Here is a 14,762-nt window from a genome sequence, read left to right as displayed (position 1 = left end):
ATCGGCGGATGCTCAGCTTCCGCCGATCGCGCTCCTTTAGCCTGTTCGACCACACCACAATCAAAACTTCCGGAGGACACCTGTGGCACTTGACGTGCTCACGGACCTGAGCAAGGTCCGCAACATTGGCATCATGGCTCACATTGATGCTGGCAAGACCACCACGACTGAGCGCATCCTGTTCTACACAGGTGTAAACCACAAGATCGGTGAGACGCACGACGGCGCCTCGACGATGGACTGGATGGCGCAGGAGCAGGAACGTGGTATCACCATCACGTCCGCTGCGACGACCTGTTTCTGGGACAACAACCAGATCAACATCATCGACACCCCCGGTCACGTTGACTTCACGGTCGAGGTGGAGCGTTCGCTCCGCGTTCTCGACGGTGCTGTTGCCGTGTTCGACGGCAAGGAGGGCGTTGAGCCCCAGTCCGAGACCGTGTGGCGTCAGGCTGACAAGTACGACGTACCGCGCATTTGCTTCGTCAACAAGATGGACAAGCTCGGTGCTGACTTCTACTTCACCGTAGACACCATCATCAACCGCCTCGGCGCCAAGCCGCTGGTCATCCAGCTGCCGATCGGTGCAGAGTCGAACTTCGAGGGTGTTGTCGACCTCGTCGAGATGCGCGCACTCACCTGGCGTGGAGACTCCAAGGGTGACGTCGAGATGGGCGCGAAGTACGCCATCGAAGAGATCCCTGCCGACCTCGTTGAGAAGGCTGCGGAATACCGCACCAAGCTCCTCGAAGCCGTTGCAGAGACCGACGACGCACTCATGGAGAAGTACTTCGGTGGCGAAGAGCTGACCGTTGCTGAGATCAAGGGCGCGATCCGCAAGCTCACCGTGGCCAGCGAGATCTACCCGGTTCTCTGTGGTTCAGCGTTCAAGAACCGCGGCGTTCAGCCGATGCTCGATGCTGTTGTCGACTACCTCCCGACGCCGCTTGACGTTCCCGCCATTGAGGCGCTGGACGCTCGCGACGAAGAGAAAGTCGTCACGCTGCACCCGAACGCAGACGAGCCGTTCGCGGCCCTCGCGTTCAAGGTTGCCGTGCACCCGTTCTTCGGTCGCCTCACCTACGTTCGCGTTTACTCCGGTCGCCTCGACAGTGGTGCCCAGATCATCAACTCGACCAAGGGCAAGAAGGAGCGCATCGGAAAGATCTTCCAGATGCACGCCAACAAGGAGAACCCGGTTGACTTCGTCACCGCTGGCCACATCTACGCGGTCATCGGTCTGAAGGACACCACCACGGGTGACACCCTGTGCGACCCGAACCACCAGGTCGTTCTTGAGTCGATGACGTTCCCTGAGCCCGTCATCGAGGTCGCTATCGAGCCGAAGACCAAGCAGGACCAGGAAAAGCTGGGCCTTGCTATTCAGAAGCTTGCTGAAGAAGACCCCACCTTCCGTACCGAGCAGAACCAGGAAACTGGCCAGACGGTTATCAAGGGAATGGGTGAACTTCACCTCGACATCCTCGTCGACCGCATGAAGCGTGAGTTCAACGTCGAAGCAAACGTGGGCAAGCCCCAGGTTGCGTACCGCGAGACGATCAAGAAGGCCGTCGAGCGTCACGACTTCACTCACAAGAAGCAGACCGGTGGTTCAGGTCAGTTCGCAAAGATTCAGATTGCCATCGAGCCGATGGAAATCACTGTGGACAAGACCTACGAGTTTGTCAACAAGGTCACTGGTGGCCGTATCCCGCGGGAGTACATCCCCTCGGTTGATGCGGGTATCCAGGATGCCCTGCAGGTCGGTGTACTTGCGGGCTACCCAATGGTCGGCGTTCGGGCGAGCTTGCTCGACGGCGCCGCACACGACGTCGACTCCTCGGAGATGGCGTTCAAGATTGCTGGATCGATGGGCTTCAAGGAAGCCGCTCGTAAGGCAAACCCGGTTCTGCTCGAGCCGTTGATGGCTGTTGAGGTTCGTACGCCCATGGAGTACATGGGTGACGTAATCGGCGACCTCAACTCGCGTCGTGGTCAGATCCAGGACATGGAGGACGCAAGCGGTGTGAAGGTTATTCGCGCCCATGTTCCCCTCTCGGAAATGTTCGGATACATCGGTGACCTGCGGTCGAAGACCTCTGGTCGCGCCGTGTACTCGATGACTTTCCAGAGCTACGCTGAGGTCCCGAAGGCAGTCGCCGACGAGATCATTCAGAAGAACAAGGGCGAATAGCCCCTGGGCATTCGTGCCCAAATCGCTTAGGCCACCTGGCCCGAGTAACATGAATACACATATCCAGCTGATGCACCGCACGCAAATTTTTGCAGGCGGTGGATCACTCGAGTCCTGAGGAGGACCCACAGTGGCCAAGGCCAAGTTCGAGCGGACAAAGCCGCACGTAAACATCGGAACAATCGGTCACGTTGACCACGGAAAGACCACGCTGACGGCAGCGATCTCGAAGGTCCTGGCTGACACGTACCCGTCCGCTACCAACGTGCAGCGCGACTTCGCGTCGATTGACTCCGCTCCCGAAGAGCGCCAGCGCGGTATTACCATCAACATCTCCCACGTTGAGTACGAGACGCCTAAGCGTCACTACGCTCACGTTGATGCTCCTGGTCACGCTGACTACATCAAGAACATGATCACCGGTGCTGCACAGATGGACGGCGCAATCCTCGTGGTTGCCGCTACTGACGGCCCGATGGCTCAGACCCGTGAGCACGTTCTGCTCGCGAAGCAGGTCGGCGTTCCGTCGCTGCTCGTTGCACTGAACAAGTCCGACATGGTTGACGACGAAGAGATCCTTGAGCTCGTTGAGCTCGAGGTTCGCGAACTCCTCTCCAGCCAGGGCTTCGATGGCGACAACGCTCCTGTTGTCCAGGTCTCCGGCCTCAAGGCTCTTGAGGGCGACGAGAAGTGGACCAAGAGCATCCTCGACCTCATGGAGGCCGTTGACTCGTTCATCCCCGACCCGATCCGCGACAAGGACAAGCCGTTCTTGATGCCGATCGAGGACGTCTTCACGATCACCGGTCGTGGAACCGTCGTTACGGGCCGCGCCGAGCGTGGAACCCTTGCTATCAACTCTGAGGTCGAAATCGTTGGCATCCGCCCGACGCAGAAGACCACGGTTACGGGTATCGAGATGTTCCACAAGCAGCTCGACGAGGCTTGGGCCGGCGAGAACTGTGGTCTGCTGCTTCGCGGTATCAAGCGCGAAGACGTAGAGCGCGGCCAGGTTGTCGTCAAGCCGGGTTCGGTTACGCCGCACACCGACTTCGAGGGCACCGCGTACATCCTGTCAAAGGAAGAGGGCGGTCGTCACAACCCGTTCTACGCGAACTACCGTCCGCAGTTCTACTTCCGCACCACCGACGTCACCGGCGTCATCACGCTGCCCGAGGGCACCGAGATGGTCATGCCTGGCGACACCACCGACATGACTGTCGCGCTGATTCAGCCGATCGCCATGGAAGAGGGCCTCGGCTACGCTATTCGTGAAGGTGGCCGCACCGTCGGCGCTGGAACGGTAACGAAGATCATCAAGTAGTTTCCACTACTTGCGTTTCACGCAACGGGGTCGGGCCTTCGGGTCCGGCCCCGTTGTTTGTTTAACCGCCCGTTTCGCGGGTTGAGCAGGCCAGCCACCAAGGCGGGCGCGGCGCCCTGACCCGCCTAGTGCGAGAGCGGCATCCCGTTCACGCTCTTTGTCAGCTCGATGCTGTCCTTCACGCTCCGGGCAATCGTGCAGCTTCGGTCGATCGAATTCCGGATGACCGTGAGCAACTTCTCCACGTCGGCTGGCTCTAGCCCGTCCAGGTTCAGCAGCATTTCCTCATCGATCGCGAAGTAGCGTTCCTCCTTCGGATCCGACTGGCCGTGTGCCCAGATGGTGGCCTCGTAGCCGTCGCCGAGTCGCCGGGCGATCGAGTGGTCAGAGCTCATGCCGGCGCAACCGGCCAGGGCGAGCTTTAACAGTTCGCCTGGCGTGAAGTGGCCGGCGGCATCTGCTGGGCCGATCAACACGGTGTCGCCGCGTTCGTTGCTGCCGGAATAGGTGCGCGAACCGGTGCGGCGAACAGAGACGCTTCCGCGTGCGACGCGAGTGCTCTGGGGGAGAGAAGAATCAGTCATACCTTTATCCTGCCGTGAGCCGACGATTGCGCAGGGCGGGGAGCCGTCATATCGTGGAAAAAACGACTGCATGTGAGCAGCCAGAAATGGAGAAGATCGTGGGACTGGACGACGTCACCAAGAAGGCACAGGACTTGCTCAAAGACAACAAGTTCAAGGATGCGCTCAAGGGCGAGAAAGCCGAAGACGTGAGCGACAAGCTGCTCAACGCTGTCGCAGACGCGGCAAACAAGGTCACAGGAGGCAAGTTCAACGAGCAAATCAACACGGCCAAGGACAAGGCAGACAAAGCCGTCGGGAATGAGTAGTCCGCAGCTCAGATAAGGCAAAGGCGGGGTCGCACTCGTGTGTGACCCCGCTTGGGCGTGGGGGGACAGGGCGAGAGGATTCCGCATGGCTGAGTCGCCGGTGAAGGCCGCGCTCGACCCGCTCTACCTGCCGGGGCTCGTTGTTCTGACGCTTTCGACCGGCATCGTCGACGCCGTGAGCTATCTCGCCCTCGACCGGGTCTTCACGGGGAACATGACCGGCAATGTGCTGTTCATCGGCTTCGGACTCGCCGGTGACACCGATGTGCCGCTGCTGAACAACAGTCTGGCCCTCGCTGCATTCCTGATTGGTGCTTTGTTCAGTGGACGCATAGTCCACGGCCGAACCCACCCCAGCCGTTTCCCCACCGCAAACCTGGCGGTGTTGACCAGTTCGGCCGTCGTCGTGCTGGGGATCGGCGTGTGGTGGCGCATCCTGGGGGAGCTGCCGCATCAGGCCCTCCTGATCACGACCGGGCTATTGGCCTTCAGCATGGGAATGCAGGCCGTCAGCATCCGCGCGGCTGGCGTCAACGATGTCAACACGGTTGTGGTGACGAGCACACTCGTGAACCTGGCTATGCAGAGCCACCTGGCTGGTGGAAAGGGCGATCGGTGGCCTCGACGGCTGGGCGCTGTGCTCGCCATGGGCTGCGGCGGGGCGACGGGGGCGTTCCTCATCCTGTGGACGAGCGGAGCCGATGCCCTCATCTGTGCCGCCGTGGTGATGGGGATCGGAACAACGCTGCTGGCCATGGCGCGACAGCGCGAGATCGTGGAGCTACACACAGGCGGTTCGGATAGTTCCTGAGGCCAGGGCCATCGGCTCCTACGCGGCGCTGCGCGGGCTGAACGCAGCTGCGCGGGAGTTGCAACCACAGCGAAGCTGCGTCCGACCCGCATCGCTCAGCGTGGCTTCACGCTACCGACCCGTGCGTCCCCGTCGCTGTCCTCCACAGGAGCGCAGACGTTGGCTTCTCCACCGATGTGGCCTCGGGCACGACGGCATTTCGGCGGTCACCCAGGATTCGCTCATGCCCACCTATTCTGACTCGCTCATCTTCGCCTCGGACATCAGGGATTCGTTCGGCGCTGACCTGCGCCTGCGGGACCAGGTGAAGCGGCACGAACTAGTCCGCATCAATCGCGGCCAGTACTTTCCAGCGGCAGACTGGCAGGCGCTTGGAGACGATCAGAAATACGAGGTCAGGGTCCTGGCAGCGGCTCTCTCACGATCAGGGCCGCCGCCGCTCAGCCACTATTCAAGCGCAGTGCTGTGGGGGCTCCCACTCATCGGACATTGGCCGGAAGATGTGCATTTCGTGACCGAGCGACGTTCGGGCGGGCGGTCCTCACGGGGCATCAGGGTTCATGGCATTGGCTTCGACGCACAGGATGTCACGCTTCACAAGGGCGTACTGGTCACGTCAGTGGCACGCACAACTGTCGATCTGGCTGCGATTTTGGAGATCAAAGCGGCGGTAGGTGTTATCGACAGCGCCCTGGCCGTGGACAAGTTCGGGCGCAGACCTCCTCTCACGACGAAACCTGAACTCCTCGCGACGTGGCAACGGATGCTGCCGTTCAATGGCTCAGCGCGAGCTTTGGCCTTCATCACATTCGGCACGCACTTGTCTGGATCGACGGGAGAGACGGGCAGCAGAGTCAACATGGCGCTGAGCGGGTTTCCGGAGCCTGTGCTGCAGCAGGAGTTCGTCGTCGACGGCTGCGCCTACGACACCGACTTCTTCTGGCCGGACTTCAGTGCGGTCGGCGAATGCGATGGCGACTCGAAGTACTCCGATCCGGCGCTTCTGGCCGGGAGAACGTCGTTCGACATCGTGAAAGCGGAGAAGGTCAGGGAAGACCGGATTCGGCGCAAGGTGTTGAGCTTTGGACGCTGGGACTCACGTGTCGCGATGAGTCGACCGCGCTTACGGGCGCGCCTACTCGAGCTGGGGCTCCCTACTGGGCGCGCCACGCTCCCACTGAGCCTGGCTTCCAGCTGACCCCATTCCGCCGGCGCTGCGCGGGTTGAACGCAGCTACGCGGGAGCTGCAGCACCCGCGCAGCTGCGTTCGTGTAGCGGGGCGTACGACAACCGTTCGAATGGCTCCTGCGACCAGGTCATCAGGTCGGAATAGGCCTCGAGCCCGCGACGAATTGGACTCAGAATGGCATCCAGAATTGGCAGCAGATTCGATGCTCGGATAGTGGCGATCGGGAGCCTTCTGTGCATCGTGCAGAGGCGGCAAGTTCCGCAGAATGACGGGGAACTCACGACACGCCCAACGCGACACGCCCGGGTTGCATTAACCCCCTGTCCTATGGCAGAATCGTCTAGTTCAACATTTCCGTTCGTGCGCTGCGCGCAGCGACGGGATCACTGCCAGTCAGTGCATAGCCGCTTCTTCTGAAGTTTGGGCTAGGCCGCGGGGAGAAGAACATAGCTTAAACCAACTGCACGGAAGAAGTGGGTAAAACCATGTCTTCCCCCGGGATTCGTTCCGGGAGCGGGCGTTGGCCGGCTGTTGGGAGCAATCTCATCGGCCGAAATTGACAGAAGAATAGTGGTGCGACAGCAGTAGTACTACGACGGCGTCCAATGCAGTCCCCGACACATTCGGGGAAGGTAAGAAGCCTTGACAAGAAAGAGAGTTCGACATGGCGGGACAAAAGATCCGCATTCGACTTAAGTCATATGACCACGAGGTCATTGACACCTCGGCGCGCAAGATCGTCGACACTGTAACCCGCGCGGGTGCAACTGTCGTCGGCCCGGTGCCGCTTCCCACTGAGAAGAACGTGGTGTGTGTCATCCGTTCGCCTCACAAGTACAAGGACAGCCGGGAGCACTTTGAGATGCGCACCCACAAGAGGCTGATCGACATCATCGACCCGACGCCCAAGGCTGTCGACTCGCTTATGCGACTCGACCTGCCGGCAGACGTCAACATCGAGATCAAGCTCTAAGGGAACCCATGTCTTACTCCGATACCAAGACCACAAAGGGTCTGCTCGGCAAGAAGCTCGGCATGACCCAGGTTTGGGACGAGAACAACAAGCTCGTTCCCGTAACTGTCATCGAGATCACGCCGAACGTCGTGACCCAGATTCGCACCACTGAAAAAGACGGCTACGCCGGCGTTCAGATTGCGGCTGGGGCCATCGACCCGCGCAAGGTCAACAAGCCGGCTTCAGGCCACTTCGACAAGGCAGGCGTTACGCCTCGCCGCCACCTCACCGAACTCCGCACTGCGGATGCCGCTGACTACTCCCTGGGCCAGGAACTCACCGTTGACGGTGTGTTCGAAGCCGGTACCAAGGTTGATGTCATGGGCACCAGCAAGGGCAAGGGTTTCGCCGGTGTCATGAAGCGTCACAACTTCAAGGGTGTCTCCGCCTCACACGGTTCACACCGTAACCACCGTAAGCCCGGTTCAATCGGTGCTTCCTCGACCCCGAGCCGTGTCTTCAAGGGCATGCGCATGGCCGGTCGTATGGGTGGAGAGCGCGTGACCGTGCTGAACCTCAAGGTTCACGCAGTCGACGCCGAGAAGGGCCTGCTGCTGGTCAAGGGTGCCGTTCCCGGTGCCAAGGGCCGCCTCGTATTCGTCCGCAACGCAGTGAAGGGAGCGTAGTCCATGGCTACCGCACTCGACATCGTCGACGCCAAGGGCAAGAAGGCTGGCTCCGTTGAGCTTCCTGCTGAGCTTTTTGACGTTCAGACCAACATCCCGCTGATCCACCAGGTCGTTGTCGCGCAGCTCGCTGCCGCACGCCAGGGAACGCACTCGACCAAGAGTCGTGGCGAAGTTTCCGGTGCAGGCCGCAAGCCGTTCAAGCAGAAGGGAACCGGTCGCGCTCGTCAGGGCTCGATCCGCGCACCTCAGATGACCGGTGGTGGCATCGTGCACGGCCCGACGCCGCGCAGCTACGACCAGCGCACCCCCAAGAAGATGATCGCTGCAGCACTCCTCGGATCGCTGTCTGACCGCGCCCGTGGTTCACGCGTGCACGTGGTCGAAGCCCTCTTCACGGGTGAGACCCCCAGCACGAAGGCTGCTCTCGAGCTGCTGAACACTGTGGCGAGCAGCAAGCACGTCCTGGTCGTTCTGGAGCGCTCAGACGAGCTCACGCTTCGCAGCATCCGCAACGTTCCGACGGTTCACGTTCTTGCGTGGGACCAGCTGAACGCCTACGACGTGCTCGTCAGCGACGACATCGTCTTCACCAAGGGCGCCCTTGAGGCGTTCGTGGCGAGCAAGACCAAGAAGGAAGAGGTGTCCGCATAATGGCTACCGCTATCAACAAGGACCCCCGCGAGATCATCATCGCTCCGGTCGTCTCTGAGAAGAGCTACGGTCTGATCGACGAAGGCAAGTACACCTTCCTTGTCGACCCCCGTTCGAACAAGACCGAGATCAAGCTCGCTATCGAGTCAATCTTCAAGGTCCAGGTCGCTTCGATCAACACCCTGAACCGTCAGGGCAAGACGCGTCGCACCAAGTTCGGCATGGGCAAGCGCAAGGACACCAAGCGTGCCATTGTCACGCTGAAGTCCGGTTCCATCGACATCTTCACGGCCGTCGGCTAACGGCACGGGTTAGAGGAATAAGAAATGGCTATTCGTAAGTACAAGCCCACGACCCCAGGTCGTCGCGGTTCTTCTGTTGCGGACTTCGCAGAGATCACCCGTTCGACGCCTGAAAAGTCGCTGCTTCGTCCCCTGTCCAAGACCGGTGGTCGTAACAACCAGGGTCGCATCACTACTCGTCACATCGGTGGTGGCCACAAGCGCCAGTACCGCGTGATCGACTTCAAGCGCAACGACAAAGACGGCGTCAACGCCAAGGTCGCTCACATCGAGTACGACCCGAACCGTACGGCACGCATCGCGTTGCTGCACTTCGTCGATGGTTCCAAGCGCTACATCATCGCTCCGAACAAGCTGAACCAGGGCGACATCGTTGAGTCGGGCGCCGGCGCGGACATCAAGCCAGGTAACAACCTGCCCTTGAAGAACATCCCCACCGGTACCATCATTCACGCGATCGAGCTTCGCCCAGGTGGAGGAGCCAAGATGGCTCGTTCAGCCGGTGCGTCAGTTCGCCTCGTCGCGAAGGATGGCCCCTACGCCCAGCTGCGTTTGCCGTCCGGTGAAATCCGCAACGTTGATGCGCGCTGCCGCGCGACCATCGGCGAGGTCGGCAACGCCGAGCAGTCGAACATCAACTGGGGTAAGGCCGGCCGCATGCGCTGGAAGGGCGTTCGCCCGACAGTTCGTGGTGTCGCTATGAACCCGGTCGACCACCCGCACGGTGGTGGTGAAGGTAAGACTTCCGGTGGACGTCACCCTGTCTCCCCCTGGGGCCAGAAGGAAGGGCGCACCCGCCACATCAACAAGGAAAGCGACAAGCTCATCGTTCGTCGCCGTACCGTCGGCAAGAAGCGTAAGTAGGAGTAGACGATGCCACGCAGTCTCAAGAAAGGCCCATTCGTTGACGACCACCTGCTTCGCAAGGTTGTCACGGCGAATGAAGCCGCAAGCAAAAACGTCATCAAGACCTGGTCACGCCGGTCGATGATCATCCCAGCCATGCTGGGCCACACCATCGCGGTGCACGACGGTCGCAAGCACATCCCGGTGTTCGTCACCGAGTCAATGGTTGGGCACAAGCTCGGCGAGTTTGCACCCACCCGCACCTTCCGTGGACACGTGAAGGACGACAAGAAGGGCCGTCGCCGCTAACGCGGTGACGTGAAGGAGGATAAGAAATGGTGGAGTCGATCGCACGTGTGCGTCACATCCGCGTTACCCCCCAGAAGGCTCGTCGCGTTGTCAACTTGATCCGCGGCAAGCAGGCACAGGAAGCTTTGGCAATCCTGAAGTTCGCACCCCAGGGTGCGAGCGAGCCGGTGTACAAGTTGGTTGCTTCGGCCATCGCTAACGCGAGGGTCAAGGCAGATGCTGACAACACCTTCCTGGACGAGCAGGACCTGTACATCTCGCAGGCATTCGTTGATGAGGGCACGACCCTCAAGCGTTTCCAGCCGCGTGCACAGGGCCGCGCATTCCAGATTCTGAAGCGCACCAGCCACATAACTGTTGTGCTCGCCACTCCTGAGGAGGGTACGAAGTAATGGGTCAGAAAGTAAACCCCTATGGCTTCCGTCTGGGAATCACCACCGACCACGTGTCGCGTTGGTTCTCCGACAGCACGAAGCCGGGTCAGCGTTACAGCGACTTTGTTGCTGAAGACGTCAAGATCCGCAGCCTGCTGAGCACGAGCCTCGACCGCGCGGGAGTTTCGCGTATCGAGATCGAGCGCACCCGTGACCGTGTCCGCGTTGACATTCACACCGCCCGCCCGGGCATCGTGATTGGCCGTCGTGGTGCAGAGGCCGAGCGTATTCGCTCAGACCTCGAGAAGCTCACGAAGAAGCAGATCCAGCTGAACATCCTCGAGGTCAAGAACCCCGAAGCTGACGCTCAGCTCGTCGCACAGGGCATCGCCGAGCAGCTCTCCGCACGTGTGGCTTTCCGCCGCGCAATGCGTAAGGGTATGCAGGGTGCACAGCGCGCCGGCGCCAAGGGTGTTCGCATCCAGGTTTCCGGCCGTCTTGGTGGCGCTGAAATGAGCCGTTCCGAGTTCTACCGCGAAGGTCGCGTGCCGCTGCACACCCTCCGCGCGAACATCGACTACGGCTTCTACGAAGCGAAGACCACCTTCGGTCGCATCGGCGTGAAGGTCTGGATCTACAAGGGCGACATCACCAACAAGGAACTCGCTCGCGAGCAGGCGAACGCTAAGTCGTCTCGCCCCGAGCGCCGTGACGACCGTCCGCGCCGTGCACCTCGTGCAGAGGCTACGGCACCGGTTGCAGCAGCAGGAGTTGAGGCATAACCATGTTGATTCCACGCAGAGTCAAGCACCGCAAGCAGCACCACCCCGGCCGTAGCGGCCACGCCACCGGTGGTACCAAGGTCACCTTCGGTGAGTACGGTATCCAGGCAATCACTCCCGCTTACGTGACCAACCGTCAGATCGAGTCCGCTCGTATCGCGATGACGCGTCACATCAAGCGTGGCGGAAAGGTCTGGATCAACATTTATCCTGACCGCCCGCTGACCAAGAAGCCTGCTGAAACCCGCATGGGTTCCGGTAAGGGTTCCGTCGAGTGGTGGGTTGCGAACGTCAAGCCGGGTCGCGTTCTCTTCGAGCTCAGCGGTGTTTCTGACACCGTTGCTCGTGAGGCACTGACCCGTGCAATTCACAAGCTGCCCCTTAAGGCACGCATCATCAAGCGCGAGGAGGGCGACGCATAATGGCGATCGGATCCAAGGAGCTCGCCTCGCACGAGCTCGACACTTTTGAAAACGAACGACTCTTCGAAGAGCTGAAGAAGGCTAAGGAAGAGCTGTTCAACCTGCGCTTCCAGTCGGCAACCGGCCAGCTGGAGAGCCACGGACGCCTGCGCGCTGTCAAGCGCGACATCGCTCGCATCTACACGGTTCTCCGTGAGCGCGAGCTGGGTATTCGTGCGACTCCGGTTGCTGCACCTGTTGCAGCCAAGGACGAGAAGAAGACCAAGAAGGCCAAGACCGCAGTCGTCGAAGACGCTGCAGTTGAGACCGAGACGAAGGAGGCCTAGCCATGGCGAAGTCTGACGAAAAGGTCGTCGCTGCCGAGGCTCTCGTGCGCGGCTACCGCAAGACGGTGCGTGGTTACGTCACCAGCGACAAGATGGATAAGACCATCGTTGTTGAGGTTGAAGACCGCGTAAAGCACCCGCTGTACGGCAAGGTCATCCGCCGCACATCCAAGCTGAAGGCTCACGATGAGGCGAACTCTGCCGGCATCGGCGACCTGGTCCTGATCAGTGAAACCCGTCCGCTCAGCGCCTCAAAGCGCTGGCGCCTGGTCGAGATTCTCGAGAAGGCCAAGTAAGCCTCGCGCTTACTTGAAAGAAGGAGTTAGAAAGTGCTTCAGCAAGAATCACGGCTCAAAGTTGCCGACAACACGGGTGCCAAGGAACTGTTGACCATCCGCGTTCTCGGTGGCTCCGGCCGTCGCTACGCAGGACTGGGCGACACGATCGTTGCCACCGTCAAAGACGCGATCCCTGGCGGAAACGTCAAGAAGGGTGACGTCGTCAAGGCTGTCATCGTTCGCGTCAAAAAGCAGACCCGTCGTCCAGACGGTTCGTACATCAAGTTCGATGAGAACGCCGCAGTGATCTTGAAGAATGACGGTGACCCCCGCGGTACCCGCATCTTCGGACCGGTCGGTCGCGAGCTTCGCGACAAGAAGTTCATGAAGATCATTTCGTTGGCTCCGGAGGTTATCTAAGTCATGGCCAGAATCAAGAAGGGTGACCTCGTAGAGGTCATCACCGGTCGCAGCCAGGCTCGCGGCGGAGACCGTGGCAAGCAGGGTCGTGTCCTCGAGGTACAGGTTGAAAAGAACCGCGTCCTCGTAGAGGGCATCAACTTCGTCACCAAGCACGTTCGCGTTGGCCAGACCCAGCGTGGAACGAAGACCGGTGGCATCGAGACCCAGGAAGCCGCAATCCACGTTTCCAACGTCGCGATCGTTGACCCGGAGACCAAGAAGCCGACCAAGGTTGGCGTTCGCATTGAGGAAGTAACGAAGGACGGCGTCACCAAGACGGTCCGCGTTCGTTACGCCAAGAAGTCAGGTAAGGACCTGTAATGACTGACACCGCAGTTGCAGCTGGCAAAATCCAGCCGCGTCTCAAGCAGAAGTACAGCGACGAGATCTCCGCACAGCTCACGAAGGACCTCGGCTTCACCAACGTGCACCAGGTGCCGAACTTGGTGAAGATCGTCGTCAACATGGGTGTCGGAGAGGCTGCTCGCGACGGCAAGATCATTGACGGCGCCGTTGCAGACCTCACCAAGATCACCGGCCAGAAGCCGCAGATCAACAAGGCACGCAAGTCCATCGCGCAGTTCAAACTGCGTGAGGGCCAGCCCATTGGTGCGCACGTCACACTTCGTGGCGACCGCATGTGGGAGTTCCTTGACCGCCTGCTCAGCCTGGCACTGCCCCGCATCCGCGACTTCCGCGGACTGTCGGACAAGCAGTTCGATGGAAATGGAAACTACACGTTCGGTCTGACCGAGCAGGTAATGTTCCACGAAATCGACCAGGACCGTATCGACCGTATTCGCGGAATGGACATCACCGTTGTGACGTCCGCCAAGAACAACGAAGAAGGCCGCGCACTGCTCAAGGCGCTCGGCTTCCCGTTCAAGTCGAACGACGCTCAGGTCTAATAAGCTGTATCACCGGGGCTGGACAATCGTCCAGCCCCACCACCACCACAGGTCGTCATCCGTGTAACGGATGCACGAAACCAGGCGAGAAAGGCAACACATCATGACAATGACAGATCCGGTCGCAGACATGCTGACCAGACTGCGCAACGCTAACTCGGCGTACCACGAGACAGTGTCTATGCCGCACAGCAAGCTCAAGTCCCACATTGCGGACATTCTGAAGGCCCAGGGTTACATCTCGGCTTGGGACGTGACCGACGCAAAGGTCGGCCAGACCCTGACGCTGACCCTCAAGTTCGGCCCGAACCGCGAACGTTCAATCGTTGGCATCAAGCGCGTATCCAAGCCTGGTCTCCGCGTATACGCAAAGTCGACTGAGATCCCCACGGTTCTCGGCGGCCTCGGCGTTGCTATCCTGTCCACCTCCAGCGGTCTGCTCACCGACCGTCAGGCAGAGAAGAAGGGCGTAGGCGGAGAAGTTCTCGCCTACGTGTGGTAGCCAACAATGTCGCGTATTGGAAGACTCCCCATTGAGATCCCTGCCGGGGTCACAGTAACGGCTGACGGCCAGCTCGTCACCGTCAAGGGCCCGAAGGGCGAGCTGTCGCTCACCGTTTCGCGTCCCATCGAGGTCAACATCGAGGATGCCCAGGTTCTGGTCACCCGTCCGGACGACGAGCGCGCTTCGCGTTCGCTCCACGGCCTGACCCGCACCCTGATCTCCAACCAGATCATCGGTGTGACCCAGGGCTACAGCAAGGGCCTCGAAATCGTCGGTACCGGTTACCGCGTAGCCCAGAAGGGTAACTCTGTTGAGTTCGCCCTCGGCTTCTCGCACCCGGTTCTCATCGACCCGCCTGCAGGCATCTCACTCACCGTTGATGGCAACACCAAGCTCACGGTCAGCGGAATTGACAAGCAGGCCGTCGGCGAGGTAGCCGCCAACATCCGTAAGATTCGTAAGCCTGAGCCCTACAAGGGCAAGGGTGTGCGTTACGCCGGCGAGATTGTTCGCCGCAAGGCCGGAAAGAGTGGTAAGTAA

Annotated in this window: 22 protein-coding genes; 21 read left to right on the top strand and 1 reads right to left on the bottom strand. The window is 60.4% G+C overall.

The features are described from left to right. Nucleotides 1–82 precede the first annotated feature (82 nt). Together fusA and tuf are read left to right on the top strand one after the other, a co-directional pair. Nucleotides 83–2,197 (top strand): elongation factor G, encoded by a 2,115-nt coding sequence (gene fusA, locus AC25Z0_RS09025; RefSeq protein WP_488120577.1) that lies wholly within the window; start codon nucleotides 83–85, stop codon nucleotides 2,195–2,197. Between the two features lie 130 nt (nucleotides 2,198–2,327). Continuing rightward, entirely contained in the window at nucleotides 2,328–3,521 is a 1,194-nt protein-coding gene (gene tuf, locus AC25Z0_RS09020) for an elongation factor Tu (protein ID WP_488120578.1), read from the top strand. Nucleotides 3,522–3,646: 125 nt separating this feature from the next. On the opposite strand, the gene AC25Z0_RS09015 is transcribed toward tuf, so the two are convergent. Continuing rightward, nucleotides 3,647–4,105 (bottom strand): OsmC family protein, encoded by a 459-nt coding sequence (locus AC25Z0_RS09015; protein ID WP_488132938.1) that lies wholly within the window; start codon nucleotides 4,103–4,105, stop codon nucleotides 3,647–3,649. 86 nt (nucleotides 4,106–4,191) lie between these two features. Here AC25Z0_RS09015 and AC25Z0_RS09010 point away from each other — a divergent pair, with 86 nt between their 5' ends. The 19 genes from AC25Z0_RS09010 to rplF all read left to right on the top strand — a co-directional run bounded on the left by AC25Z0_RS09010 (nucleotide 4,192) and on the right by rplF (nucleotide 14,762). After that, complete coding sequence (locus AC25Z0_RS09010; protein ID WP_488132937.1) at nucleotides 4,192–4,413, top strand: Rv0909 family putative TA system antitoxin; 222 nt, start codon at nucleotides 4,192–4,194, stop codon at nucleotides 4,411–4,413. An 85-nt stretch (nucleotides 4,414–4,498) separates the two neighbouring features. Beyond that, nucleotides 4,499–5,224, top strand: a complete 726-nt coding sequence (locus AC25Z0_RS09005) for a YoaK family protein (protein WP_488132936.1) — start codon at nucleotides 4,499–4,501, stop codon at nucleotides 5,222–5,224. Nucleotides 5,225–5,447: 223 nt separating this feature from the next. After that, nucleotides 5,448–6,422 (top strand): hypothetical protein, encoded by a 975-nt coding sequence (locus AC25Z0_RS09000; protein ID WP_488132935.1) that lies wholly within the window; start codon nucleotides 5,448–5,450, stop codon nucleotides 6,420–6,422. Between the two features lie 655 nt (nucleotides 6,423–7,077). After that, nucleotides 7,078–7,386 (top strand): 30S ribosomal protein S10, encoded by a 309-nt coding sequence (rpsJ, locus tag AC25Z0_RS08995; protein WP_005050520.1) that lies wholly within the window; start codon nucleotides 7,078–7,080, stop codon nucleotides 7,384–7,386. An 8-nt stretch (nucleotides 7,387–7,394) separates the two neighbouring features. After that, nucleotides 7,395–8,054 carry a 50S ribosomal protein L3 gene (gene rplC, locus AC25Z0_RS08990; protein WP_488120583.1) on the top strand — a complete coding sequence of 220 codons (660 nt, stop codon included), beginning with the start codon at nucleotides 7,395–7,397 and terminating at the stop codon, nucleotides 8,052–8,054. Between the two features lie 3 nt (nucleotides 8,055–8,057). Beyond that, entirely contained in the window at nucleotides 8,058–8,708 is a 651-nt protein-coding gene (rplD, locus tag AC25Z0_RS08985) for a 50S ribosomal protein L4 (RefSeq protein WP_488120584.1), read from the top strand. Further along, nucleotides 8,708–9,010 carry a 50S ribosomal protein L23 gene (gene rplW, locus AC25Z0_RS08980; protein ID WP_488120585.1) on the top strand — a complete coding sequence of 101 codons (303 nt, stop codon included), beginning with the start codon at nucleotides 8,708–8,710 and terminating at the stop codon, nucleotides 9,008–9,010. The genes rplD and rplW overlap by 1 nt, the downstream gene beginning before the upstream one ends. A 24-nt stretch (nucleotides 9,011–9,034) precedes the next feature. Continuing rightward, entirely contained in the window at nucleotides 9,035–9,874 is an 840-nt protein-coding gene (rplB, locus tag AC25Z0_RS08975) for a 50S ribosomal protein L2 (protein ID WP_488120586.1), read from the top strand. A 9-nt stretch (nucleotides 9,875–9,883) separates the two neighbouring features. Further along, nucleotides 9,884–10,165, top strand: a complete 282-nt coding sequence (rpsS, locus tag AC25Z0_RS08970; protein ID WP_414802424.1) for a 30S ribosomal protein S19 — start codon at nucleotides 9,884–9,886, stop codon at nucleotides 10,163–10,165. Nucleotides 10,166–10,191: 26 nt separating this feature from the next. Continuing rightward, the gene (gene rplV / locus AC25Z0_RS08965) at nucleotides 10,192–10,557 is read left to right on the top strand and encodes a 50S ribosomal protein L22 (protein WP_488120587.1); all 366 of its coding nucleotides are present in this window, start codon (nucleotides 10,192–10,194) and stop codon (nucleotides 10,555–10,557) included. After that, nucleotides 10,557–11,321, top strand: coding sequence for a 30S ribosomal protein S3 (gene rpsC, locus AC25Z0_RS08960; protein ID WP_488132934.1), 765 nt, complete (start codon nucleotides 10,557–10,559; stop codon nucleotides 11,319–11,321). The genes rplV and rpsC overlap by 1 nt, the downstream gene beginning before the upstream one ends. Before the next feature lie 2 nt (nucleotides 11,322–11,323). Continuing rightward, nucleotides 11,324–11,743, top strand: coding sequence for a 50S ribosomal protein L16 (gene rplP, locus AC25Z0_RS08955; protein WP_488120589.1), 420 nt, complete (start codon nucleotides 11,324–11,326; stop codon nucleotides 11,741–11,743). Then, nucleotides 11,743–12,069, top strand: coding sequence for a 50S ribosomal protein L29 (gene rpmC / locus AC25Z0_RS08950; RefSeq protein WP_488120590.1), 327 nt, complete (start codon nucleotides 11,743–11,745; stop codon nucleotides 12,067–12,069). The genes rplP and rpmC overlap by 1 nt, the downstream gene beginning before the upstream one ends. 2 nt (nucleotides 12,070–12,071) lie before the next feature. Next, entirely contained in the window at nucleotides 12,072–12,365 is a 294-nt protein-coding gene (gene rpsQ, locus AC25Z0_RS08945) for a 30S ribosomal protein S17 (RefSeq protein WP_488120591.1), read from the top strand. Between the two features lie 33 nt (nucleotides 12,366–12,398). Further along, nucleotides 12,399–12,767: a 50S ribosomal protein L14 gene (gene rplN, locus AC25Z0_RS08940; RefSeq protein WP_414802430.1), complete on the top strand. Its 369-nt coding sequence runs from the start codon at nucleotides 12,399–12,401 to the stop codon at nucleotides 12,765–12,767. 3 nt (nucleotides 12,768–12,770) lie between these two features. Continuing rightward, the gene (gene rplX, locus AC25Z0_RS08935) at nucleotides 12,771–13,130 is read left to right on the top strand and encodes a 50S ribosomal protein L24 (RefSeq protein WP_488120592.1); all 360 of its coding nucleotides are present in this window, start codon (nucleotides 12,771–12,773) and stop codon (nucleotides 13,128–13,130) included. Beyond that, nucleotides 13,130–13,717 (top strand): 50S ribosomal protein L5, encoded by a 588-nt coding sequence (rplE, locus tag AC25Z0_RS08930; RefSeq protein WP_488120593.1) that lies wholly within the window; start codon nucleotides 13,130–13,132, stop codon nucleotides 13,715–13,717. Before rplX ends, rplE begins: the two co-directional genes overlap by 1 nt. A 103-nt stretch (nucleotides 13,718–13,820) precedes the next feature. After that, nucleotides 13,821–14,219: a 30S ribosomal protein S8 gene (rpsH, locus tag AC25Z0_RS08925; RefSeq protein WP_488120594.1), complete on the top strand. Its 399-nt coding sequence runs from the start codon at nucleotides 13,821–13,823 to the stop codon at nucleotides 14,217–14,219. Between the two features lie 6 nt (nucleotides 14,220–14,225). Further along, the gene (gene rplF / locus AC25Z0_RS08920) at nucleotides 14,226–14,762 is read left to right on the top strand and encodes a 50S ribosomal protein L6 (RefSeq protein WP_488120595.1); all 537 of its coding nucleotides are present in this window, start codon (nucleotides 14,226–14,228) and stop codon (nucleotides 14,760–14,762) included.

The sequence above is a fragment of the Leifsonia sp. Y862 genome (assembly GCF_057669585.1).
The sequence above is the reverse complement of the archived record's forward strand: the minus strand, read 5'-3'. Positions and strand labels throughout refer to the sequence as shown.

Bases quoted from the DNA above. Each gene is read 5' to 3' on its own strand.
- rplB (WP_488120586.1), top strand. From the start codon at position 9,035: ATGGCTATTCGTAAGTACAAGCCCACGACCCCAGGTCGTCGCGGTTCT.
- rplP (WP_488120589.1), top strand. From the start codon at position 11,324: ATGTTGATTCCACGCAGAGTCAAGCACCGCAAGCAGCACCACCCCGGC.
- rplV (WP_488120587.1), top strand. From the start codon at position 10,192: ATGGTGGAGTCGATCGCACGTGTGCGTCACATCCGCGTTACCCCCCAG.
- rplX (WP_488120592.1), top strand. From the start codon at position 12,771: ATGGCCAGAATCAAGAAGGGTGACCTCGTAGAGGTCATCACCGGTCGC.
- rpsH (WP_488120594.1), top strand. From the start codon at position 13,821: ATGACAATGACAGATCCGGTCGCAGACATGCTGACCAGACTGCGCAAC.
- AC25Z0_RS09010 (WP_488132937.1), top strand. From the start codon at position 4,192: ATGGAGAAGATCGTGGGACTGGACGACGTCACCAAGAAGGCACAGGAC.
- rpsS (WP_414802424.1), top strand. From the start codon at position 9,884: ATGCCACGCAGTCTCAAGAAAGGCCCATTCGTTGACGACCACCTGCTT.
- AC25Z0_RS09015 (WP_488132938.1), bottom strand. From the start codon at position 4,105: ATGACTGATTCTTCTCTCCCCCAGAGCACTCGCGTCGCACGCGGAAGC.
- rplE (WP_488120593.1), top strand. From the start codon at position 13,130: ATGACTGACACCGCAGTTGCAGCTGGCAAAATCCAGCCGCGTCTCAAG.
- AC25Z0_RS09005 (WP_488132936.1), top strand. From the start codon at position 4,499: ATGGCTGAGTCGCCGGTGAAGGCCGCGCTCGACCCGCTCTACCTGCCG.
- AC25Z0_RS09000 (WP_488132935.1), top strand. From the start codon at position 5,448: ATGCCCACCTATTCTGACTCGCTCATCTTCGCCTCGGACATCAGGGAT.
- rplD (WP_488120584.1), top strand. From the start codon at position 8,058: ATGGCTACCGCACTCGACATCGTCGACGCCAAGGGCAAGAAGGCTGGC.
- rpsQ (WP_488120591.1), top strand. From the start codon at position 12,072: ATGGCGAAGTCTGACGAAAAGGTCGTCGCTGCCGAGGCTCTCGTGCGC.
- rplF (WP_488120595.1), top strand. From the start codon at position 14,226: ATGTCGCGTATTGGAAGACTCCCCATTGAGATCCCTGCCGGGGTCACA.
- rpmC (WP_488120590.1), top strand. From the start codon at position 11,743: ATGGCGATCGGATCCAAGGAGCTCGCCTCGCACGAGCTCGACACTTTT.
- rplW (WP_488120585.1), top strand. From the start codon at position 8,708: ATGGCTACCGCTATCAACAAGGACCCCCGCGAGATCATCATCGCTCCG.
- rpsJ (WP_005050520.1), top strand. From the start codon at position 7,078: ATGGCGGGACAAAAGATCCGCATTCGACTTAAGTCATATGACCACGAG.
- rpsC (WP_488132934.1), top strand. From the start codon at position 10,557: ATGGGTCAGAAAGTAAACCCCTATGGCTTCCGTCTGGGAATCACCACC.
- rplC (WP_488120583.1), top strand. From the start codon at position 7,395: ATGTCTTACTCCGATACCAAGACCACAAAGGGTCTGCTCGGCAAGAAG.